This window comes from Pararhizobium sp. O133 (genome assembly GCF_051669845.1).
Taxonomy (GTDB): Bacteria; Pseudomonadota; Alphaproteobacteria; order Rhizobiales; family Rhizobiaceae; genus Pararhizobium.
In genome coordinates this window covers 129,712-151,175 of the sequence record NZ_CP196426.1, presented here as the reverse complement: position 1 = coordinate 151,175, position 21,464 = coordinate 129,712, and the positions used below count along the sequence as shown (strand labels likewise).

At 61.3% G+C, this 21,464-nt stretch carries 24 protein-coding genes; 12 read left to right on the top strand and 12 right to left on the bottom strand.

The window, feature by feature from the left end:
* Positions 1–138: 138 nt before the first annotated feature.
* The 3 genes from ACST81_RS00760 to ACST81_RS00750 all read right to left on the bottom strand — a co-directional run bounded on the left by ACST81_RS00760 (position 139) and on the right by ACST81_RS00750 (position 1,803).
* A complete protein-coding gene (locus tag ACST81_RS00760) occupies positions 139–516 on the bottom strand; it encodes a hypothetical protein (RefSeq protein WP_438750903.1) in 378 nt (125 codons plus the stop codon).
* A 174-nt stretch (positions 517–690) separates the two neighbouring features.
* Positions 691–1,221, bottom strand: a complete 531-nt coding sequence (locus ACST81_RS00755) for a GNAT family N-acetyltransferase (protein WP_438750902.1) — start codon at positions 1,219–1,221, stop codon at positions 691–693.
* 3 nt (positions 1,222–1,224) lie between these two features.
* Positions 1,225–1,803: a helix-turn-helix domain-containing protein gene (locus ACST81_RS00750; RefSeq protein WP_438750901.1), complete on the bottom strand. Its 579-nt coding sequence runs from the start codon at positions 1,801–1,803 to the stop codon at positions 1,225–1,227.
* Between the two features lie 206 nt (positions 1,804–2,009).
* Between ACST81_RS00750 and ACST81_RS00745 the strand changes: the two genes are divergently transcribed.
* The 3 genes from ACST81_RS00745 to ACST81_RS00735 all read left to right on the top strand — a co-directional run bounded on the left by ACST81_RS00745 (position 2,010) and on the right by ACST81_RS00735 (position 5,591).
* Complete coding sequence (locus tag ACST81_RS00745; RefSeq protein WP_438750900.1) at positions 2,010–3,275, top strand: MFS transporter; 1,266 nt, start codon at positions 2,010–2,012, stop codon at positions 3,273–3,275.
* Positions 3,276–3,477: 202 nt separating this feature from the next.
* A complete protein-coding gene (gene lepA, locus ACST81_RS00740; protein WP_438750899.1) occupies positions 3,478–5,304 on the top strand; it encodes a translation elongation factor 4 in 1,827 nt (608 codons plus the stop codon).
* A 56-nt stretch (positions 5,305–5,360) separates the two neighbouring features.
* Complete coding sequence (locus ACST81_RS00735) at positions 5,361–5,591, top strand: type II toxin-antitoxin system CcdA family antitoxin (RefSeq protein ID WP_438750898.1); 231 nt, start codon at positions 5,361–5,363, stop codon at positions 5,589–5,591.
* A 36-nt stretch (positions 5,592–5,627) separates the two neighbouring features.
* Here ACST81_RS00735 and ACST81_RS00730 read toward each other — a convergent pair whose 3' ends face one another.
* The 4 genes from ACST81_RS00730 to ACST81_RS00715 all read right to left on the bottom strand — a co-directional run bounded on the left by ACST81_RS00730 (position 5,628) and on the right by ACST81_RS00715 (position 8,497).
* Complete coding sequence (locus tag ACST81_RS00730) at positions 5,628–6,212, bottom strand: LysE family translocator (protein WP_438750897.1); 585 nt, start codon at positions 6,210–6,212, stop codon at positions 5,628–5,630.
* Between the two features lie 85 nt (positions 6,213–6,297).
* Complete coding sequence (locus ACST81_RS00725) at positions 6,298–6,756, bottom strand: GFA family protein (RefSeq protein WP_438750896.1); 459 nt, start codon at positions 6,754–6,756, stop codon at positions 6,298–6,300.
* A gap of 110 nt (positions 6,757–6,866) precedes the next feature.
* Positions 6,867–7,613 (bottom strand): pentapeptide repeat-containing protein, encoded by a 747-nt coding sequence (locus tag ACST81_RS00720; protein WP_438750895.1) that lies wholly within the window; start codon positions 7,611–7,613, stop codon positions 6,867–6,869.
* 131 nt (positions 7,614–7,744) lie between these two features.
* A complete protein-coding gene (locus ACST81_RS00715; RefSeq protein ID WP_438750894.1) occupies positions 7,745–8,497 on the bottom strand; it encodes a type 1 glutamine amidotransferase in 753 nt (250 codons plus the stop codon).
* A 186-nt stretch (positions 8,498–8,683) separates the two neighbouring features.
* Between ACST81_RS00715 and rbfA the strand changes: the two genes are divergently transcribed.
* From rbfA to ACST81_RS00670, 9 genes are all read left to right on the top strand, one after another.
* Positions 8,684–9,088, top strand: coding sequence for a 30S ribosome-binding factor RbfA (gene rbfA, locus ACST81_RS00710; protein ID WP_438750893.1), 405 nt, complete (start codon positions 8,684–8,686; stop codon positions 9,086–9,088).
* Positions 9,088–9,543, top strand: coding sequence for a hypothetical protein (locus ACST81_RS00705; protein ID WP_438750892.1), 456 nt, complete (start codon positions 9,088–9,090; stop codon positions 9,541–9,543). Before rbfA ends, ACST81_RS00705 begins: the two co-directional genes overlap by 1 nt.
* Positions 9,544–9,546: 3 nt before the next feature.
* Positions 9,547–10,482 (top strand): tRNA pseudouridine(55) synthase TruB, encoded by a 936-nt coding sequence (truB, locus tag ACST81_RS00700; protein WP_438750891.1) that lies wholly within the window; start codon positions 9,547–9,549, stop codon positions 10,480–10,482.
* Between the two features lie 176 nt (positions 10,483–10,658).
* Positions 10,659–12,362 carry a sensor histidine kinase gene (locus ACST81_RS00695; RefSeq protein WP_438750890.1) on the top strand — a complete coding sequence of 568 codons (1,704 nt, stop codon included), beginning with the start codon at positions 10,659–10,661 and terminating at the stop codon, positions 12,360–12,362.
* Between the two features lie 47 nt (positions 12,363–12,409).
* Complete coding sequence (locus ACST81_RS00690; RefSeq protein WP_438750889.1) at positions 12,410–12,739, top strand: SH3 domain-containing protein; 330 nt, start codon at positions 12,410–12,412, stop codon at positions 12,737–12,739.
* A 176-nt stretch (positions 12,740–12,915) separates the two neighbouring features.
* Positions 12,916–13,185 (top strand): 30S ribosomal protein S15, encoded by a 270-nt coding sequence (gene rpsO, locus ACST81_RS00685; protein ID WP_277703708.1) that lies wholly within the window; start codon positions 12,916–12,918, stop codon positions 13,183–13,185.
* Positions 13,186–13,537: 352 nt separating this feature from the next.
* Positions 13,538–15,670, top strand: a complete 2,133-nt coding sequence (pnp, locus tag ACST81_RS00680) for a polyribonucleotide nucleotidyltransferase (protein ID WP_438750888.1) — start codon at positions 13,538–13,540, stop codon at positions 15,668–15,670.
* Positions 15,671–15,749: 79 nt separating this feature from the next.
* Positions 15,750–16,766, top strand: a complete 1,017-nt coding sequence (locus ACST81_RS00675; RefSeq protein WP_438750886.1) for a methyltransferase — start codon at positions 15,750–15,752, stop codon at positions 16,764–16,766.
* Positions 16,767–16,860: 94 nt separating this feature from the next.
* The gene (locus ACST81_RS00670) at positions 16,861–17,106 is read left to right on the top strand and encodes a hypothetical protein (protein WP_438750885.1); all 246 of its coding nucleotides are present in this window, start codon (positions 16,861–16,863) and stop codon (positions 17,104–17,106) included.
* Here ACST81_RS00670 and ACST81_RS00665 read toward each other — a convergent pair.
* The 5 genes from ACST81_RS00665 to ACST81_RS00645 all read right to left on the bottom strand — a co-directional run bounded on the left by ACST81_RS00665 (position 17,103) and on the right by ACST81_RS00645 (position 21,426).
* Complete coding sequence (locus ACST81_RS00665; protein WP_438750884.1) at positions 17,103–17,498, bottom strand: type II toxin-antitoxin system HicB family antitoxin; 396 nt, start codon at positions 17,496–17,498, stop codon at positions 17,103–17,105. The two genes, ACST81_RS00670 and ACST81_RS00665, sit on opposite strands and share 4 nt — an antisense overlap.
* 2 nt (positions 17,499–17,500) lie before the next feature.
* Positions 17,501–17,683 (bottom strand): type II toxin-antitoxin system HicA family toxin, encoded by a 183-nt coding sequence (locus tag ACST81_RS00660; protein ID WP_438753310.1) that lies wholly within the window; start codon positions 17,681–17,683, stop codon positions 17,501–17,503.
* A gap of 75 nt (positions 17,684–17,758) precedes the next feature.
* Positions 17,759–19,645, bottom strand: coding sequence for a molecular chaperone HtpG (gene htpG, locus ACST81_RS00655; protein ID WP_438750882.1), 1,887 nt, complete (start codon positions 19,643–19,645; stop codon positions 17,759–17,761).
* Between the two features lie 229 nt (positions 19,646–19,874).
* Positions 19,875–20,120 carry a hypothetical protein gene (locus ACST81_RS00650; RefSeq protein WP_438750881.1) on the bottom strand — a complete coding sequence of 82 codons (246 nt, stop codon included), beginning with the start codon at positions 20,118–20,120 and terminating at the stop codon, positions 19,875–19,877.
* A 79-nt stretch (positions 20,121–20,199) separates the two neighbouring features.
* Positions 20,200–21,426, bottom strand: coding sequence for a S8 family peptidase (locus tag ACST81_RS00645; protein WP_438750880.1), 1,227 nt, complete (start codon positions 21,424–21,426; stop codon positions 20,200–20,202).
* Between the last annotated feature and the right edge of the window lie 38 nt (positions 21,427–21,464).

Below are 21,464 nucleotides of genomic sequence, written 5' to 3'. Positions count from 1 at the left end.
CATGGGTGTTATTCATGCGCGTCCGAGTGAAAAATTGCCATGATGGATCGATTGGGCTCCGTCACCGCGCGGACGCGCGTTGAAAGCCGGCAGCAAAGCCGCCAGCCTCCACATTCCACTCCCCTCAGGCGGGCAAGTCTATTCTGTCAGGTCGATTTCTTCCGTGCTGCCGCCCTGGCAGGTGTAGCAGCAGTCGGAGCACGTTTCGGCATTGTCAGGACCCGTGCCCCAATAGGTCGATTTGTCGCCGGAAACCCAGGCGCCGTAGCAAATCTTCTCGCCTTCATCGCAGGAGAGCGGGATCTGCTTGGTCTCGCCGTCATCCAGCAGATAGACCTGGTTGTTGCCCGGCCAAACATGGTCGCGGTCCTGGCTGTAGAGTTCGAGTTCGACGGCGTTCGGGTGGCTGTTTTGCATCTGGAAGGTGACGTCCGCGGCGGAGGCGGTGGACATGCCGGCGAATGCGAGCAGCACGGAAAGCGCGGCAAGGCCCGCGCGGTGACGAATGGTTTTCATGAATTCCCCTCTGAACAATCGGCTTTGCAGCCGCACTCCAGCTAACACGAACATCCTGATCGCGGAACGGGTAGTAAGACTGGAAAGCATGAGTTCTTTCAGGAAAATCAAGCCATTTCTGGTCACAAGGACAGGTGGAATTATCGCTTGTGGGCGCACGCTGCCGCCGGCGGATCAGCTACGCGTCAGCGCTTTGTAGAAAAAGGTTGATCCGCAATAGCTGCCGTCGGGCATCAGCGCATATTGCGGGATGATGCCGACGCGTTGCCAGCCGAGCTTTTCATAGATGAATTCCGCTGGGCTTCCCGTCGCGGTATCGAGCACCAGGATATGGCGTCCATGTCTCGTCGCCTCGACATCGGCGGCATCCATCAGGGCGCGGGAAAGTCCGAGGCCGCGCGCCTTGCGATGGACGAGCAGTTTCTTCAGGTCGGCGCGGTGCGGCTGGTTCGGCATGGTGCCGATGCCGAGCTGGACCGTGCCCAGAATATCGCCATCCCGCTCCGCGACGATGAGCACCGTTGTTTCGTCCTTCACCGCCTGCGCCACACTTTCCCAGTAAGGCATGGCGTCCTGCGGCCCGTAGGGCGACATGAAGCCAACGGATGCGCCGCCCTCGACGCAATCCGACAGGATATCGGCCAGCGCCGGCAGTGCGGCGGCGGTTTCGGAAGGGGCAAGCGTGCGGATGGTGATATCGGACATTGCTCAAACTTTGCTGCGGTGGAGGATGACGGTATAGCGTGCCGGCTGGCTGTGGGGATTGTGAAAGGAATGGCCGTCGGCAAGCCGCATGAAGAGGCAATCGCCCGGCTCCAGAATGTGCGTCGCCTCGCCCGTCGTCATCGTCAGTCTGCCTTCGAACAGCCAGAGATGCTGTGTCTGGCCGTCGTCGAATTGCTGTGGTTCGAAGACGACGCTGGCGCCGGGCGGAAATTCCACCTCGACGATATCGACGGGCGATCCCATGCCGTCCGGGGATACCGAGCGGCGCAGATAGCCGGTTCCCGGATCACGCCAGACGCGCTGTTCGTCGCGGCGCAGCAGCGGATAACCGGCCTCTTCGTCGGGCGCGAAAAACCGCGACAGGGTCGTGTCGAGCGCGCTGCACAGCCGCGCCAGGAGCTGAGCCGTCGGGCTCGCCTCCCCACGCTCGATGCGGGAAATCATTGCGCGGCTGACGCCGGCACGCTGGGAGAGCTCGTTGAGCGTCATTGGCTGCGCCATTCGCAGCGCCTTCATGCGCTCACCGAGCGCCCTGTCTGAATTCTCTTGCGCAATTTCCATGATATAAGAATTAAATGATCTCATAGTGGAGTCAATTGGAGAGTGGCATCCTTCCAAAAAATCTGTCACATGCCGCTTTGACGACACCATTCGGGAGGCGATCCCTGTATCGTCGAAATGATCCGCAGGGTGCGAGAATTGCCCCGCGATCAATATGTTAGACAATGCTTGAACGGCAGACGCTGCCGGTTCGACTGCGAGGGCGGATGGCGGCGATAGCGGATGCGGGACCAGACCAGCCACGGGCTTCGGTGCTGTCGATCGCCAGTATCGTGCTCTCCATGGCCTGCGTCGGCATCGGCAACGGCATCATGTTCGCCTATGTGCCCTTCCTGCTGGCGAGCGGCGACAGTGCGTCCTGGGTTGCCGGCGCGGCGGTGACGGCGCTTGCCTTCGGCGGGCTTGCAGGCTGCGTGGTTGCCGGCCCGGTGATCCGCCGCGTCGGCCATGCCCGGGCCTTCTCCTGCTCCATGGCGCTGGTACTTCTCTCGGCCTTCCTGATCGCGCTCGGCTTCAATCCGCTGCTCTGGGTGTTCGCGCGCGGGCTCTATGGCGCGGCCGGCAATATCAACTTCATCATTTCGCTGAGCTGGCTCAATCACGCCAGCGCCAACAGTTGGCGCGGCAAGGCGATGTCGGTTTTCTACATGACCTATGTCATCGCGCTCGGTTTCGGCGCCTGGCTGTTCGGGCAGATTCCGACGGAGGGTAATCTCGCGCCGCTCCTGACAATCTTCTTTACCACTGTCGCGATCCTGCCGATCGGGCTGACACGGCTGCCCAATCCGCCGCCGCCGGCCAAGGTCAGCGTCGATGTACCGATGGTCTGGCGCAATTCGCCGGTCGCCTTCGTCGGCGTGCTTGCCGCCGGCGGGCTGTCCATGTCGGTTCAGGGCTTCACGCCGATCTATGCCGCCGCCAACCAGGTCAGCCAGGGCGACGTGGCGCTCTTGATGCTGGTCATGCAGTTCGGCCTGATCTTCATTCAATATCCGATGGGCGTACTGTCCGATCGCATCGACCGCCGCATCGTGCTCATTCTCGTCTGCCTGCTGATCTCGGCCGCCGCCGTCGCGTCGCTTGCCGTCTCCTTCGCCAATCTCATCCTGCTGATGCTGGTCTTTGCTGTCTTCGCCGGTGCGGTCGAAACCGTCTATTCGATCGCCAATGCGCATGCCAACGACCGCACGGCGCCGGCCGATTTCGTGCCGCTCGCCTCGACGCTGCTGATGTGCTGGTCGATCGCGGCGACGATCATTCCGCTGTCGATCACCGTCCTGACGCCGGTCTTCGGGCCGAAGACCTTCATCTATGCGGCAATGGGCACGGCGCTCGCCTATGCCGCCTTCGTCGCGGCCCGGCTGAAATTCCGCGAGACCGTGCCGCCGCACCTGCGGGAAAATTTCGAGATGAAGAGCGCGCAGATGCCCAATGCCGGCGCGCTGGTCGAGGGCGCGAAGGACGATCGCTGAGGGCATGCTTCGAAGGTTTCGGTGACCTTGCTTGCCGGTTGCGACGATCCGGACCCGGCGGAAATCACTTGCTTCCGCCGAAAATGACCGAAGAAACCTCCGTCGGCCCCGTTTTATGACAGAAACGAGGCTCAAATGTTTTTGCCGCGGGGCGATCGGTAAAATTCTTTGCAGTTTGGGAGGTTCCATTGTATGCGGGCGAATGAGCACAAATTCGACCCGCACCCCCCTGTCGCATATCCGCAATTTCTCGATCGTGGCGCATATCGACCACGGCAAATCGACCCTTGCCGATCGCCTGATCCAGTTGACCGGCGGCCTCGCCGACCGTGAGATGTCGGAACAGGTTCTCGACAATATGGAGATCGAGAAGGAGCGCGGCATCACCATCAAGGCGCAGACCGTGCGCCTGCACTATGTCGCCAACAATGGCGAGACCTATGTGTTGAACCTGATCGACACGCCCGGCCATGTGGACTTCGCCTATGAAGTCTCGCGCTCGCTGTCGGCCTGCGAAGGCTCGCTTTTGGTGGTGGATGCGTCCCAGGGTGTCGAAGCCCAGACGCTCGCCAATGTCTACCAGGCGATCGACAACAACCACGAGCTCGTCACGGTCCTCAACAAGATCGATCTGCCGGCGGCAGAACCCGACCGTATCCGCGACCAGATCGAGGAAGTCATCGGCATCGATGCATCGCAGGCCGTCCTGATCTCGGCCAAGACCGGGCTGGGCATCCCCGATGTGCTGGAAGCCATTGTTCACCAGTTGCCGGCGCCCAAGAGCGAAGGCGGCGAGACCGCGCCGCTGAAGGCGCTGCTGGTCGACAGCTGGTACGACACCTATCTCGGCGTCATCGTTCTCGTGCGCATTCTCGATGGCGTCCTGAAAAAGGGCCAGACCATCCGCATGATGGGTACGGACGCCAAATACCAGGTGGAGCGCGTCGGCGTCATCACGCCGAAGATGGTCAATGTCGATGCACTCGGCCCCGGCGAGATCGGCTTCATCACCGCCTCGATCAAGGAAGTGGCCGATACCCGCGTCGGCGACACCATCACCGAGGACAAGCGCCCGACCGCCACCATGCTGCCGGGCTTCAAGCCGGCCCAGCCGGTGGTGTTCTGCGGCCTTTTCCCGGTCGATGCCGCCGATTTCGAGGATCTGCGCGCCGCCATGGGCAAGCTGCGCCTCAACGACGCGTCCTTCTCGTTCGAAATGGAAAGCTCGGCGGCGCTCGGCTTCGGCTTCCGCTGTGGCTTCCTCGGCCTGCTGCATCTGGAAATCGTGCAGGAGCGCCTCGAGCGCGAGTTCGATCTCGATCTGATCGCCACGGCTCCGTCCGTCGTCTACAAGCTGTTCATGACGGATGGCACCGAGCGCGAACTGCACAATCCGGCCGACATGCCGGATGTCGTCAAGATTTCGGAAATCCACGAACCATGGATCCGCGCCACGATCCTGACACCGGACGATTATCTCGGCGGCATCCTGAAACTCTGCCAGGACCGCCGCGGCATTCAGGTCGAGCTCACCTATGTCGGCACCCGCGCCATGCTGACCTATGACCTGCCGCTCAACGAAGTCGTGTTCGACTTCTACGACCGGCTGAAGTCGATCTCGAAGGGCTATGCCTCTTTCGACTACAGCATCACAGATCATCAGGAAGGCCATCTGGTCAAGATGTCGATCCTCGTCAACGGCGAGCCGGTCGATGCGCTGTCGATGATGGTCCACCGCATGGCGGCCGAGAAGCGCGGCCGCGACATGTGCGAGAAGCTCAAGGAGCTGATCCCGAAGCACATGTTCAAGATCCCGATCCAGGCCGCCATCGGCGGCAACGTCATCGCCCGCGAAACCATCTCGGCGCTGCGCAAGGACGTCACCGCCAAGTGCTACGGCGGCGACGCCAGCCGAAAGCGCAAGCTGCTCGACAAGCAGAAGGCCGGCAAGAAGCGCATGCGCCAGTTCGGCAAGGTGGAAATCCCGCAGGAAGCGTTCATCGCAGCGCTGAAAATGGGCGACGAGTGATCTTTTCATCCAGAGATTGCGGGCGTATGGTTTGCCCGTAATCTCTGGAGATGCCCATGTCTCAGCCTGCCCGCGAATCTGTCAAACTTCGGCTGGACGGTGAACTCCTGTCTTTGGCGTGCGGCCTGAAGATCGACCTGACGCTGGCGGCGGAGGATGGGATCAAGCAGGCCGTCAAGGCAGAGCGTGAGCGGCTTTGGCGTATCGAGAATGCCGACGCGATCGCTGCTTGCAACGAATATATCGAAAAGAACGGTTTGCCCTTGGCGAAGTATCGGCTCTTCTGATTGGCCAGACAGCCCGCATCTTTCGAAAACCCGCCCTCAAATCAACCCCAGTGAACTCCCCGCCAAGCTTGCCGCAAACAGCAGCATGGCGCTGGCGGCGATGCGGGCGAGGAGGGGCGGGAACTGGCCATTGCGCCTGCGGTAGATGATGGCGGCGCCTGCGATGAGCCAGATGCAGGCGGCCGAGATTACCATGATGACGAAAAGGCCGAGCCAGGGCAGGACGGTGGTGAGCGTGCCGTGCGGTATCAGCACCAGACCAAAGATCAGGGCCTTGGGGTTCAGCACGGTGGTGATGAAGACCTGGCGGAAGGTGACGAGCGAAGGGGAGGTTCCGGCGGTGGCTGGTGGCGTGGTCCAGAGCCGGATGGCAAGCAGCAGGACCCAGGCGGCAGAGCAGAGCTTGATCGCCGATGCGGCGAGCGGATGGGCGACGAGATAAGGGCCGGCAAAGGTCACCAGCGGCGTGATCGTCAGGAGATAGCCGGAAACCTCCGCCAGAATGAGCGGCAGGGACCGGCGAAAGCCGGCCGATGCGCCACCAACGGCAAGCAGGGTGTTTGTCGGGCCGGGCGTCAGAAGCAGGGCGAGCACGGCGGCAATGAAGGTAGGAATGGTCACTCTGGTCTCCGAAGGGTGGCAATCATCCCTATGATCCGCTGACAATACCTGCCTTGATTTCGCTCAAACTCCGTCCGGTTCCGGCTTATCGCGCAGATTGCGCCGCGAATTCGTTCACCAGTCCCTCATACGCTTCCATCGGCGGAAAGGTCTCGTAGGAATGCACGGCCGCCGTCGTCGCCCAGGGCAGTTTTTCGCTGGTGAAGGTCTCGATGAAGGGCGAGAACCAGCTGGCGTCGTCCAGCATGGTCGGCCGCAGGTTGACGAACCAGTCCATGCCTTCGGGGCGGGTGAACATCCAGGTCAGGCAGTGCGGGCAGAAATAATGGCGGGTGGCGCCATGCAGGCCGCCGATCACCGGCTCGCCGGCGGTGACCTCGAAGCCATCGGCGGGAATGGCGGCGCTCAGCGAATAGGCGCTGGAGGACATTTTCTGGCAGCCGGTGCAATGGCAGGCCATGGTCAGGATCGGTGGCGCGCTGACCTTCAGCCGTACCTGGCCGCAACGGCAGCCGCCCTCCATGGGTGTGTTCAAAACGCTCATGATTCGATCCTCCACTTTTCCGCGGAGCCTAGCGAAGTCGCCACCGATATCCAATGCGGTGATTTATCGCTTGGTGGATCAACCGACCGAGCGGCAGGATTTTCGTGCGCTCAATCGGAGGCGCAGGGCCAGGTGGTCGGCGTCTTCAGGCCTTCCGGCAGCCTGGTGTTTTCATCACCGCAGGTGAGATCGATCTGGGTCTGGTGCAGGCCGGTGGCGGCGGAAAGATCGACGCCCTCGATATGGGTGAGAAACATGAAGGCCTCCTCGAAGTCGATCGGGCCTTCGAAGGTCACGCCGTTGAAATTGGCGCGAGAGAGGTTGGCAACGGAAAACTTGGCGCCCGTCAACACGGCACCCTTGAAATTGACGCGGCCGAGTTCCGCCTTCGAAAAATCGGCGCCTGCCAACTGCGCACCGCTCAAATCAGTCCGCTGAAGTTCGGCACCGACAAAGGAGGCGCCGTTGGCGATAATATTGGCAAAGCTCGAGCGATATGCCTCGACATGGCCGAAATTCGCCTTTTCCGCCTTGGCGCCGGCCAGCCATGCCCGCACCAGATTGGCCTTTTCAAAGTTGGCCGAAGCGAGATTGGAGCCGCTGAGATCGGTCAGCGAGAAGTCGGTGCCGGAGAGGTTGGCACCTTCCAGTTCGCTGGAAGAAAGCATCAAGTTCTTCTTGTTGCATTCGCTCCAGTCGAGGCCCGGCTCCGGCGTATTGCCGCAGGAGGCGGCCATGACCGGCGAGGCGACGGTGATGAAGGCGAGAGCCGAAAGCAGGCCGAGCGCAAGGGACCGACATGCGGTCGGGTGCCGTGGTGTCGATCGGCCGTCTTGCCTGTCAGAATGGATCGTCATCCGTTACTCCGCCTCCCGGCTGGCCCGCCTCAATGGGCAGGTTCCTCTTCGCGTTGTCTCTGTAACGCCCAGCTCTCTCGATACATAGGATGGCTGGCGCCGGACGCAAATGGCTCTGACACATTTATATGTCAGGCGATTGCCTCGGCGATCTCGCGGAAGCCGTTTTCTGCTGTTTTTTCACTGCGGATCGTGCCGACCCATGCGCGGGCCAGCGTCAGGCCGGTGGCATCCGCCTTTTCGGCGTGTTTCGCCGCATGTTCCGGATACCGCTCGAACCAGTGGGGATCGAGCCCGTTGATCTGGCCTTCGAAGATGCGGTTCCAGTCCTCGACCACTCGGGTGCCGGCCTCGAAGTGGAACTGCATGCCATAGGCTGCGCGGCCGATGCGGAAGGCCTGGTTGGTCACAGTGGAATTGGTGGCGAGGTGAACAGCACTGGGCGGCAGGGTAAAGCTGTCGGAATGCCACTCGAAGCTCGGGAAGGCTTCGCCGGCCGCGCTCAAGACAGGGTCGAGTCTGCCTTCCTCCGTCAGTTCGACGCCATGCCAGCCGAATTCGCGGGTACGGCCGAGGATATTGTCGCCACCATGCGCCCGCGCCAGAAGCTGGCTGCCGAGGCAGATGCCGAGCACCGATTTGTCCGCCTGCGTGAAGGCATGCATCAGCCTGGCGAGATCCGGCAGATAGGGATGGATATGGTCGTCCAGCGCACTTTGTTCACCTCCGAGCACGACCAGGGCATCATGGCCGCTGGGGTTGGCGGGCAGGGCGTCGCCGTTGAATGGCCGGCGCAGGTCGATCTCCGCCCCGGCCTCATCAAGCGCCACGCCAACCTGTCCGAGGTCGGAATGGATCATGTTTTCCACCACCAGAACCCGCATATTCTCTCCGTTCGCTGCATCGAATTGCGGGAATTGATCATGCTGGCGGGGCACTTTCAAGGGTTTTTCGGCATTTTCAGGCCGGGTTTTCCGCTCGAAAAGCCCGCAAGTCTTGACCTTTCGGCCTGAAAGTAGCATTGGACCGCCTTGGTCGCGTTCGATGAAACGCCAGACAGCGGAAAAACCATGAGCAAAGTGACATCCTCTGCCCCCTCGCAGCGTATGCTGAGGGTCGGCGAACAGGTACGTGCAGGCCTGACCCAGGTGCTGCAGCGCGGAGACGTGCGCGATCCCGTCATCGAGAAGACGGTAATCTCGATTTCCGAAGTGCGCATGTCGACGGACCTCAGGGTCGCCACGGCCTTCGTGACGCCGCTCGGCGTGGCGGATCATTCTGCGACGATCGAGGCGCTGAACCGCAACGCGAAATATATTCGCGGCCGGCTTGGAGCCCATCTGCGGCAGCTGAAATACATGCCGGAAGTGCGCTTCAAGGACGATACCAGCTTCGACAATTACAAGAAGATCGACGAGTTGCTGCGCTCGCCCGAGGTCATGCGCGACCTGAGGGATGAAGACGGCGACAAGTAATGGCCAAGCATATCTCTCTCGATGAAATGAACGGCTGGCCGTTCGAGCAGCGCCAGACCTTCTATCGCAACGGACTGGCGCGTTTCGACAATGCCGAGGCGGTGCGTCTCGTCGAGATGATGGTTGCCTCCGGCCTGCCGTTTCGCCGCGGCAAGGAGATCGCCCATGGCGACCGGGAGATGAAAGCGCTCGAAGCCATCGTCTATTCGCCCTACAATGAAAAGCTGCTGCTTGAGGCCGCGGCCTCCGGCAAGCCGCCGCTCGGGATCATCGAGCCCCTCATGGTCGAGGAACTCGGTGAGGATTATCGCATCGACAATGGCGCGACGATCGCTGCCGGATACCTGATCGCCCGCCGGCTCTATGCGCTGGGCTTCGAAAAGGGCAACAGCCAGAAAATGCCGGATGGCAGCGTTGCCAAGACTGCAGCGACGTTTCGCAAAAAAAGAGCCTGAAACATGTCAAAACCCCGCAAGCCCAAGGGCCGCCCGATTTCCGGCTGGCTGATCCTCGACAAGCCGCTGGATTTCGGCTCGACGGAGGCCGTGTCGAAGATCAAGTGGCTGTTCAAGGCGCAAAAGGCCGGGCATGCCGGCACGCTCGATCCGCTCGCCTCCGGCATGCTGCCGATCGCGCTGGGTGATGCGACCAAGACGGTTCCTTACGTGATGGACGGCCGCAAGATCTATGAATTCACCGTCGCCTGGGGCGAGGAGCGCTCGACCGACGACCTTGAAGGCGAGGTCGTGCAGTCCTCCGATACCCGTCCGACGGAAGAGGACATCCGCGCGCTCTTGCCAAGATATACCGGCGTGATCAGCCAGGTGCCGCCGCGGTTTTCGGCGATCAAGATCGACGGCAACCGGGCCTATGATCTCGCCCGTGAAGGCGAGACCGTCGACATCCCGGCCCGCGAGGTCGAAGTCTTCCGCCTGTCGCTGCTCGGCTGCACGCCCAACATGGCGCATTTCGAGATCGAATGCGGCAAGGGAACCTATGTGCGCTCGCTCGCCCGTGATTTCGGTCGCGACCTCGGCTGTTTCGGCCATATCGCCTCGCTGCGCCGCAGCTTTGTTGCGCCGTTTGCCGAAGAAGCGATGGTACCGCTCGCCGACCTCGTGGCGCTTGAAAAGATCGAGAGCGATGAGGAACGCCTGGAGGCGCTCGACGCTTTCCTGATCGATACCGGTGAGGCGCTGTCCAACCTGCCGCATATCGCCATCACCGAAGACCAGGCGCATCGCCTGAAGATGGGCAATCCGATCATCCTGCGTGGCCGCGATGCGCCGACCGCCGAGCCCGAGGCCTATGCGACCTCGCGCGGCAAGCTGATCGCCATCGGCGAGATCGGCGAAGGCGAGTTTCGCCCCAAGCGGGTCTTCGCCACCGGTTGAAATCCGGCCGGCGTCCTATAATTTCTCCCCACGGCATCGGTTGCCTTACCGAGATCGCTGGCGCATGTTCCGATCCATGATCGGGATTCGCGACGACGTCAGGACAGAAAGCGCGGCGGGCCAGGCCGCGTCGGCGCTGCCTGACGCACGGGTCGGGGGTGATGGATGAGGGACGTTTGAGCGACGGAAACGACAGAGAGACGAAGCCGGGCAAGCCGTGGAGGATGCGCCTGCGTGCACGGTTGCGGCGGCCGCTGTCTTTTTATCTGACGGCTTTGCTGTTTGCCGCCATCGTCCCATCCTTCGTCTTTTCAATGATCATCCTGAAGCGCAGCACCGATGAGCAGGAGCGCGTTGTCACGGCGCTGCTCAAGGCATCGACGGGCTCCGTCACGCGGGTGGTCGAGCGCGATATCGACAGTATGCTGACGACGCTGAAGGTCCTGTCAACGGACAGTACGGTGGACGAATCCCGTCTGGAAGCGTTTTACCAGCGGGCGTCTTCGGCTCTGGCGGGAACGGACTCCAACCTGCTTGTCATCGATCGCGGCCATAACCAGCTCTTCAACACGCGCGTCCCCTTCGGTTCGCCGCTCTCCAAGGCGTCGGATACGGAATCGATCGAGGCGGCTTTCGCGCAGGGGACACCGCTCGTATCGAACGTTTTCTTCGGCAAGACGGCGCAGCAGTGGGTTTATAACGTCTACCTGCCGATCCTGACGCCGCAGGGCAACAATGACTACCTGCTGACACTGACGCAGAATGCCGCCAGCATGGCGAAGGCCGTCAATCGCGACGTGCTGTCGCCGGGCTGGAACGCGACGCTCCTCGACGGTGCCGGCAATGTCATTGCGTCCTCCGTCGCCGACATGCCGGTTGGCAAGCCCTTTTTCATGAGCATCGTGCCTGCTCTCCGCGTCGGTATCGGCGAGGCGGTTCATGATGGTGTGGAATATCGCACTGTGACGGAATTCTCGCTCCTTACAGGCTGGAAGATCATCGCCTGGGCGAAGAGTTCGGATGTCGATGCGCCTGCGGTCTGGTCCTATGTCTGGCTATCGCTCGGTGGGCTGCTGTTCGCCGGTATCGCCGTTGCCGGCTCCGCGACCATCGCGCGCTTCCTCGCGCAGGGCGTCAAGCTTTTGGCCAAGGACGCGCATCTGCTCGGCCAGGGCCGGCCGATCGCGCCACGCAAGCATATCATCGCCGAGATCGAGACCGTCTCCACCGCGCTCGCCGAGGCGGCGCAGGCACGCCGGAAAGCCGAAAACGAGACCCGCTTCCTGATGCGCGAGGTGGCGCATCGCTCGAAGAACCAGTTGACGGTGATCCAGTCGATGCTCAACCAGTCGCTGGGGGCTGCGGAAAGCCGCGTTGATTTCGCCGAAGCGTTCCGCCGGCGCATCACCGGTCTCGCCCGCTCCACCGACCTGATGATCGCCAATGCCGCGCAGGGCGTGGATTTTCACGAGTTGGCGCAGAACCAGCTGCAGCCATTCATCCCTGACGATCCAAAGCGCGTGCGGCTGTCGGGACCGCCGGTGCGGCTGGACGCACAGGTGTCACAAACGCTCGGCATGGCACTGCACGAACTTGCCACCAATGCCACCAAATACGGCGCGCTGGCCAATGGGCGCGGCATGGTCGATCTGAACTGGTCCGTCGTCGATGGGACGTTCCTTCTGGTCTGGAAGGAAACCGGGGCGGATATCGCCGCGGATGCCCCCGTTCCGCCGCGCAAGGGGTTTGGCACCATGGTTCTGGAACGCATGCTCGGCATGGCGCTCGATGCGAAGCTGGAGAGGCTCCTGAATGCCGACGGGATCGAATGGCGGGTGAAGATCCTGGCGGAAAAGTTGAATGCGGACCTGTCGGCCTAGTTTCCTGATGACGATCATCCGGCTCGCTGGAATATGGAGGAGTGCGCATGCGTCCAGGCCTAGCGATTTTGGGTATCGGTCTTTTGGCGACCGCACTGACGGGCGGACGCGCGCTTTCCGCCGAATGTGTCGTGGCCGATCCGACGGGAACCCCGCTCAACGTGCGCGCCGAACCCAAGGGCCGGATCCTGTCCGCGCTTGAAAACGGCATCGCGGTCGAGGTGACCGACGAAACCTGGATCGGTGGCAAGCGTTGGGTCCGCATCGTGACTGATGAGGGGATGGGCGGTTGGGTCTTTGCCACCTATCTTGATTGCACCAAGGTGGAACACCAGCGGAAATCGGCGCCGATGCGTCCGCGTCTTGCCCCGGAATGACCGGAAAAGGCTGCCCAAGGGCGCACAAGACGGCCTCTTTCCTTTTGCTGATGGATGGTTTATAGGCAGCGCCAGCATCAGACCCTGCTTATCGCGGACTTTTGCCTTCATGGCCGCAGCTAGACGACATCCCGGCTGCTGGCGACCCGAAATCCTAACATTGAAAGGATGACACGATGTCGATCACTGCAGAGCGCAAGGCTGCGCTTATCAAGGAATACGCAACCGTCGAAGGCGACACCGGTTCTCCGGAAGTCCAGGTTGCGATCCTCACCGAGCGGATCAACAACCTGACCGAACACTTCAAGGGCCACAAGAAGGACAACCACTCGCGTCGTGGCCTTCTGGCAATGGTTTCCAGCCGCCGTTCGCTTCTTGACTATGTCAAGGGCAAGGACGAAGCCCGTTACACCAAGCTGATTGGTGCTCTCGGCATCCGCCGCTAAGCCTTATATCCGGCGGGACTCTTCAACGAGGGACCCGCCGGCTTGTTTTTGCGGGTCATACCGCGCTTCCGCGCGAGCCAGCCCGGCTCCCGCAAGCGAATACTCTAGCAGACCGGATGGGCCGGCTCTGCAGAACCAACCGATGGCCTGTCATGGGGCAGGATTGCAGGATGCTTCGGCGCTTGCGCGGTTACCACGCACCGAAAGCATACGGCTTTCAGGATGCGGAGCGACCGCAGCCGAATTCGGAAGCCTCCCGTTGTCTTGCCCGTGATGTGTCATATCCGCGGATATCGTGCCGCCCGCGCCACACTGGCTGCGGCGCGGCATTGCCGCACACGAAGGACAAAACATGTTCGATACCCACACAGTCGAAATTGAATGGGCAGGCCGTCCGCTCAAGCTCGAAACGGGCAAGATCGCCCGCCAGGCTGACGGCGCCGTTCTCGCCACCTACGGCGAAACCGTCGTTCTCGCCACCGTCGTTTCGGCCAAGTCGCCGAAGCCGGGCCAGGACTTCTTCCCGCTGACCGTCAACTATCAGGAAAAGACCTATGCCGCCGGCAAGATTCCGGGTGGCTATTTCAAGCGCGAAGGACGTCCGTCGGAAAAGGAAACGCTGGTTTCCCGCCTGATCGACCGTCCGATCCGCCCGCTGTTTCCGGAAGGCTACAAGAACGACACCCAGGTCGTCGTCACCGTCGTCCAGCACGACCTTGAAAACGATCCCGACGTCCTGTCGATGGTTGCCGCTTCCGCAGCTCTGACGATCTCCGGCGTTCCCTTCATGGGCCCCGTCGGTGCGGCCCGCGTCGGCTACATCAACGGCCAGTACGTCCTCAACCCGCATCATGACGAAATGCCGGAATCGGTTCTGGATCTGGTCGTCGCCGGCACGCAGGACGCCGTCCTGATGGTCGAATCCGAAGCCAAGGAACTCAACGAAGAGATCATGCTCGGCGCCGTCATGTTCGGCCACAAGGGTTTCCAGCCGGTCATCGACGCGATCATCAAGCTCGCCGAAGTGGCTGCCAAGGAGCCGCGCGATTTCTCCCCGGAAGATCATTCCGAGCTCGAAGCCGAAATGCTGAAGCATTTCGAAGCCGAACTGCGCACTGCCTACAAGAATACCCAGAAGGCTGAACGCTACGCTGCCGTCGACGCCGTCAAGGCAAAGGTCAAGGCCCACTTCTTCCCGGAAGGCGCCGAGCCGAAGTACACAGCCGAAGTCATCGGTGCGACCTTCAAACACCTGCAGGCCAAGATCGTTCGCTGGAACATCCTCGACACCAAGAGCCGCATCGACGGACGTGACCTTGAGACTGTCCGCAAGATCGTTTCGGAAGTCGGTATCCTGCCGCGCACCCATGGTTCGGCACTGTTTACCCGCGGCGAAACGCAGGCAATCGTCGTTGCGACGCTCGGCACCGGCGAAGACGAGCAGTATGTCGACAGCCTCACCGGCATGTACAAGGAACGCTTCCTGCTGCACTACAACTTCCCGCCCTACTCGGTCGGTGAAACCGGTCGCATGGGTTCTCCGGGCCGCCGCGAAATCGGTCACGGCAAGCTCGCTTGGCGCGCCATCCGTCCGATGCTGCCGTCGGCCGAACAGTTCCCCTACACGCTGCGTGTCGTCTCCGAGATCACCGAATCCAACGGTTCGTCCTCGATGGCAACCGTCTGCGGCACCTCGCTCGCTCTCATGGATGCTGGCGTTCCTTTGGCCAAGCCGGTTGCCGGTATCGCCATGGGCCTGATCCTCGAAGGTGACCGTTTCGCCGTTCTCTCCGACATCCTCGGCGACGAAGATCATCTCGGCGACATGGACTTCAAGGTTGCCGGCACCGCAGACGGCATCACCTCGCTGCAGATGGACATCAAGATCGCCGGTATCACCGAAGAGATCATGAAGGTCGCGCTCAGCCAGGCACAGGGTGGCCGCAAGCACATCCTCGGCGAGATGGCCAATGCCATCACCGAAGGCCGCTCGCAGCTCGGCGAATTCGCACCGCGCATCGAAGTCATGAACATCCCGGTCGACAAGATCCGTGAAGTCATCGGTTCGGGCGGCAAGGTCATTCGCGAAATCGTCGAAAAGACCGGCGCCAAGATCAACATCGAAGACGACGGCACGATCAAGATCGCTTCGTCCTCCGGCAAGGAGATCGAAGCGGCCCGCAAGTGGATCCACTCGATCGTTGCTGAACCGGAAGTCGGCCAGATTTACGAAGGCACCGTCGTCAAGACCGCCGACTTCGGCGCTTTCGTCAACTTCTTCGGCCCCCGCGATGGTCTCGTTCACATCTCGCAGCTCGCTTCCGAGCGCGTGGCCAAGACGTCTGATGTCGTCAAGGAAGGCGACAAGGTCTGGGTCAAGCTGATGGGCTTCGACGAGCGCGGCAAGGTTCGCCTCTCCATGAAGGTTGTCGACCAGGCAACCGGCAAGGAACTCGCCAAGGGCGAAGGCGAAGCTGCCGAGTAAGCGCTCGTCCGTTTAACCGAATACGGGCGCGGAGCGGATCGTTCCGCGCCCTTTCTTATTTCCCGCTAGGACCATGACGATGAGCCGCGACACGCTGAAGACCCTTTTCCATCCTTTCGAGACCGGCGTGGTACCTGCCCCCGCTGAAGGCGAGCGTGTTCTGTTCCTCGGCGCCGAGGCCGGCTACAGGCTGCCGGCCGAGTTTCTAGGCTCCATCATCGCCGTGCAGGCCGCAAGGCCGTTGCACAAGGCTCTGGAAGCCGCCAAGGCCCAGGTGTCACCGACAGTCGAAGGTGAAGATTATGACGCAGCACTGATCCTCTGCGGCAAGCACAAGGGCGAGAACGAAGACCGGATCGCCGAGGCGCTGAAGCGCGTCAAGATCGGCGGCCTCATCGTTGTCGCCGGCGGCAAGGACGACGGTATCCAGTCGCTGCGCAAGCGTGTCAACCAGCTTGGCTGGGGCTGCGACAGCATGCCGAAATATCACGGCATCGCCTTTTGGTTCGGTTGCCCTGAAGACGCGTCCGACGTCATTGCCAAGTTCTCGAAAAAACCTGTTCGTGTCGAGGGCCGGTTCGATGCGGCACCCGGCATGTTCTCGCATGACCGGATCGATGCCGGCTCGGAACTGCTCGCCTCGCGCCTTCCAGACGATTTCAGCGGCCATGCCGCCGATTTCGGCGCCGGCTGGGGGTATCTCTCCGTGATGCTGGCCGAGAAGGCGCCGCGCCTCAAGGGCATCGACCTTTTCGAGGCGGATTATCACGCCTTGGAAGCCGCCCGTGGCAACCTCAAGACCAATTGCCCAAATGTCCCGACCCGCTTCTTCTGGCAGGACCTGACATCGGAAGAAACCCGCGACAAATACGACCTGATCGTCATGAACCCACCCTTCCACGAGACCCAGGCCGCCGACCCGGCGCTGGGTGCCGCGATGATCAAGGCGGCGGCAAAGGCGTTGAAGATCGGCGGCCGTGTCATGCTCGTCGCCAATCGTGGCCTGCCCTATGAACCGGTCATGACCGACACCTTCAAGGAATGGGGCGAGACCTGCCGTAACGCCCGCTTCAAGGTGCTCTGGGGCAAGCGCTGAGCTTCCGTTTTTGCAATTGCTTTACAGTTGAAACAGGTACACCTTGAGGCTCCCGCAGCCGCGCGCCGTTGGGGCGCGTAAATGGAGTGTGCCGATGGTTTCGAGCTCTGGACACCGCCCGCCCGTGACCGAGGACGTCGCCGAGGCGATGATCAAGGATATCAAGAGCAGCGAGGGCAAGACGCCGACGTCGGAAGTGCCATTGGCCTTCCAGACCGGAACCGACCGGCCCCACGTCGATCCCGTTGTCATCAATAATACCCGCAAGCAGATGACCCTGTTCGGCACATTCGCGGTTGTGGTGCTGCTGATACTGGTCCTCGTCTGGTGGGTGGCTTAGGCGGCTTCGATTTCTTTACGGGCACAACTGGCTAGAAAAGCGGACCGTGTCAGGCCACGTTCGCGCGCAGCAGTGTCGATGGCGTCCAGCATGCCCTTTTCAAAGGTAACGTTTGCCCGCACGATCCGGGTATCGTCCTCGATGAAGGGAACCCGCATCAGAAAAGCGCCACTCGCCAGTTCCTCGCGAACATCCGCGCGTTGCATGACGATGTCATGGGAAGAGGGTACCGGCATGGGCTGATCCTCAGCCCAGAGGCGTATGGCTTCGACCGCATTGGCGGTCAAATCCTCTTCGACATCCGCAGCCGAGAAGACATCAGGAAGATCAGGGAAGGTGACGCCATAGGCGCTGTCGCTGTCCTTGTGAACGAGAGCGATAAAATGCTTCATGGTCAAATCCATCCTGCCTGCTTTGCGATAGCGCGCGCGGTTCCAGTCGGCAGATCCTTTTTTGGATGAGGCACGATGATTGTCTTTGTGCCCTTGCGCAGCTTGTGGTGAGAGCCGCTGATTGAGACAATCTCAAAGCCTTCAGACCTCAGCCGTTTGATGATCGCCTTGCTATCCCGCTCCATCGCATCATACCAGAACATGCAATGCGCAATATAATGCGCATCGCATGTTTGTACAACAGATTTGAATATAAAGGGTTAAGCGTTCAAAGCCCGCTCGAACAGCCGTGATAGCCGGTCGGCAAAGGCGCGGGGATCCTCCGGCTTGTCGCCGTCGAGGACGCGGGCCTGATCGAGGAGGAGCTGGACGGCGTCGGTGCGGAAAGGTTCGTTGCCGCCGGCGGCCAGCGCCGCGATCAGGCTGTGGCCAGGATTGATTTCCAGGACCGGTTTGGCGACCGTGTCCAGCCGGCCGGAACCCTGCAGCAGCTTTTCGAGCTGGCGGTCATAGCCCCGTTCGGGCGCGACTAGGCAGACCGCACTTTCGGTCAGGCGGTCGGAGGCGCGGACATCGGAGACGGCTTCGCCGAGCGTTGTCCTGGCGAAGGCAATGAAATCGCTGACCACCTGCGTTGTTTCCGGCGTCGCGGCGGTTTCGCCGTCGGTCTTCGGGACCTGGGCGAGGTCTGCGGAGCCTTGCGTGATCGACTTGAACGGCTTGCCCTCGAATTCCGGGGCTGCCGTGACCCAGAAGCTGTCGACGGAATCCGTCAGCAACAGGACTTCAATTCCGCGCGCGCGAAACCCTTCGAGCTGCGGCGAGGCCTTCAGCCGGTCGAGATCGTCGCCGGCCAGATAATAGATCGCCGCCTGCGCGTCCTTCATGTCCTTGACGTAATCGGAGAGCGTGCGGGTCGCGGTATCCGACGCGGTGGTGCGGAAGCGCGACAGCGCCATCAACTGCGCGCGGCGTTCGAAATCGTCGTAGATGCCTTCCTTCAGCACCGCGCCGAATGCGTCCCAGAGCTTGGCAAATGCGTCCGCGTCGCTGTCGGCGAGCTTCTCGACGGCGGTCAGGATACGGTTGGTCAGGCCCTTGCGGATGGCGGCAAGGATCGGGCTTTCCTGGATCATCTCGCGCGACACGTTGAGCGGCAGGTCGGACGTATCGACGAGGCCGCGCACGAAACGCAGGTAGCGCGGCAGAAGCTCGGCATCGTCGGTGATGAAGACGCGCTTGACGTAGAGCTTCATGCGGCCCTTGCCGCTCGGGTCGAACATATCGAGTGGCTTGGATTCCGGTACGAAGGCAAGGCCGGTATACTCGTGCCGCCCTTCGGCGCGGAAATGCACGGTCACCGCCGGCTCGTCATAGTGGCCGGAAACGCCGCGGTAGAAATCGGCATATTCTTCCTTTGTGATTTCGTTGCGGGATTTGGTCCAGAGCGCCGTCCCGTCGCCAATGCGCTCGGAATCCGCGCCAGGTTTCTCGATCAGGTTGATCGGTACGGGAACATGACCCGACTGGTCCTTGACGATGCGGGAGACGTCCCATTTCGACGTATAGTCCTTGGCGTCGTCCATCAGGTGCAGGGTGATGCGGGTGCCGCGCGCAGGGGCGTCCGCGAGTTCGGCCTCCGAGACAGTATAGCTGCCCTTGCCGTCCGAGGACCAGGTCCAGGCTTCCTGGCTGCCAGCCCGGCGCGAGACGACATCAACCTTCTCAGCCACCATGAAGGCGGAATAGAAGCCGACGCCGAACTGGCCGATCAGTTGCGCACCTTCCCCCGCTTTTGCCGCCTCGACGCGCTCCATGAAGGCGCGCGTGCCGGAGCGGGCGATCGTGCCGAGTGCTTCGACCATGTCCTCGCGGCTCATGCCGATGCCGTTATCGGCGATGACGAGCCGGTTGGCTTCCGCGTCAAGCGTCACGGTGATGTGCGGCGTCGGATCGTTGGAAAGAAGCTCGGGCGTCCCGATCGCCTCGTAGCGCAGCTTTTCGCAGGCATCCGCCGCGTTGGAGATCAGTTCGCGGAGGAACACGTCCTTGTCGGAATAGACCGAATGCACCATCAGGTGCAGCAGGCGTGCGACATCGGCTTCGAAAACATGATTTTCGACGGGTTTTTCAGCGGCATTGCTCATGCGGATCGGCCTCAGCTTGGATGGAAAGATTTGCGCGCTCTGAACTGGCAAGGACAGATGCAAAATTCAAGAGGAACGAAGGGGCAGAGCGCGTTTTGCACCCCTGCGGCGCCGTCAAGTCGGCCTCAGGATCGAAGGGGCAACCAGCCAGCTTCTCGGTCAGATTGAATGGACGTCAATGCAACGCGCATTGATCACATGTCCGAGCCAACGCGGGTAGCCGTCGCAATTATTGAGGAACGCTCTCTTTGAAGGGGGCGAGCTGAACGTCGCGCGATGGACGGATGTCTTCCACACCCACGATGCCGCGCACCTTGGCAACGACGCTGTCATTTTCAGCCCGGCCAAATATTGCGCCAATTTCGGGTACGACGTTTTCAACGACGAAGCCATTGGAAACAGCGGTGTTCGCGATCCGGCTCGTATCGGGTATGTGCCCGCTATCGACGACGATTGAATAACGCAAGCTACTCATGATCTTAAACCTCTCTGTCGCGGCAGCGCGCTGCCGAACGCGACGTTGTGCCTGGAATATAAGCCAGCCGGGCGTGATTTCAAACAATATTCGCCGCTAGGCCTTGCATCGGGGCTATGAGGAGACCGACTCCCACATCACGAGGAGGATGCGCCAGAGGACGTGCATTTTTCTTTAACGCACGCCAAAGTTCGGTTCCACGCAAGGCGGGATCGGATTCTGCCCACAGGGCCGCGATGCCAGCCGCATGCGGGCACGCCATGCTTGTGCCCGACATCGTTCGATAGAGCTGCGGCGCGGGCGATGTTGAAAATACACCCACGCCCGGACCGACGAGGTCTATCTCCCCGCCATCGCCATTGAGGCCGCCACAGGAAAAATAGGCCATGGCAAAATTGGGATCGACGGCGCCGACCGCCATGATTGTCGAAGCATTGGCCGGCGAGCTGACAGGGGCAATGAAGCCGAAGGACCGATTGCTATCGTTGCCTGCGGCGGCGATGATCAGGCAGCCATTATCGAGCGCGCGTTGTCCAATTCTTTCGTATAGAACACTCGGTTTTTCACCCTCGCGCACAGTGCTGCCAAGTGACATCGAAATCACCTCGCAACGATTGTCGATCGCCCAGCTCATGCCGCGAAGAATGTCGCCTTCGGCGCCGAAACCGCGATTGTTCAGCACTTTGCCGACATACAGACTGGCATCGGGGGCGACGCCGTAGCGCGGCACGCCCACCCGCACCGGATGACCACAGGCGGTGCCCGCGCAGTGGGTGCCATGCCCCTGCAGATCGTCGGTATCCTCGTCCTCGACGAAGCTTCTGTCGACTATAGCGCGATTGACAAAGTCAGGGTGGTTCCGGTCAATCCCGGTATCAAGAATACAAAGCTTGATGTTCCTTCCGGTGAACGGACTTTCGAGTGCCCGGGTCGCTGCGACACCCCAAGTCGCATCGCTGGTATCGGTGAACTCCTGTTGCTTGAACAGATAAAATTCCGGCCGCACCTCAACCACGGTCTCGTCCGCGGACAGCGTCTGCATCATCGTCGAATTGGCGGCTCTCACCTGCTGCGGGATAAAGGCAACGTTGATCTCTTCGAGAAAGATCACAGGCGCATCCGCCGCGAGGCCCGAAAGATGGGCCTCGGCAAGCGAACTGGTGAGGACACGCGTCTGGGTCTGATTTTGCAACGATCGAACCGCATCGCGTGCATCGACGTCCCGCCGAATTGCCACGATCAAGGCGCCTGTTGGCCTTGGTCTTTGATTTTCCAGAATTGGGCTTACACGCGGTGAATCGACCATCTTCTTCCATGCTCCCCTTGGATGGAGGCAGGAAAATC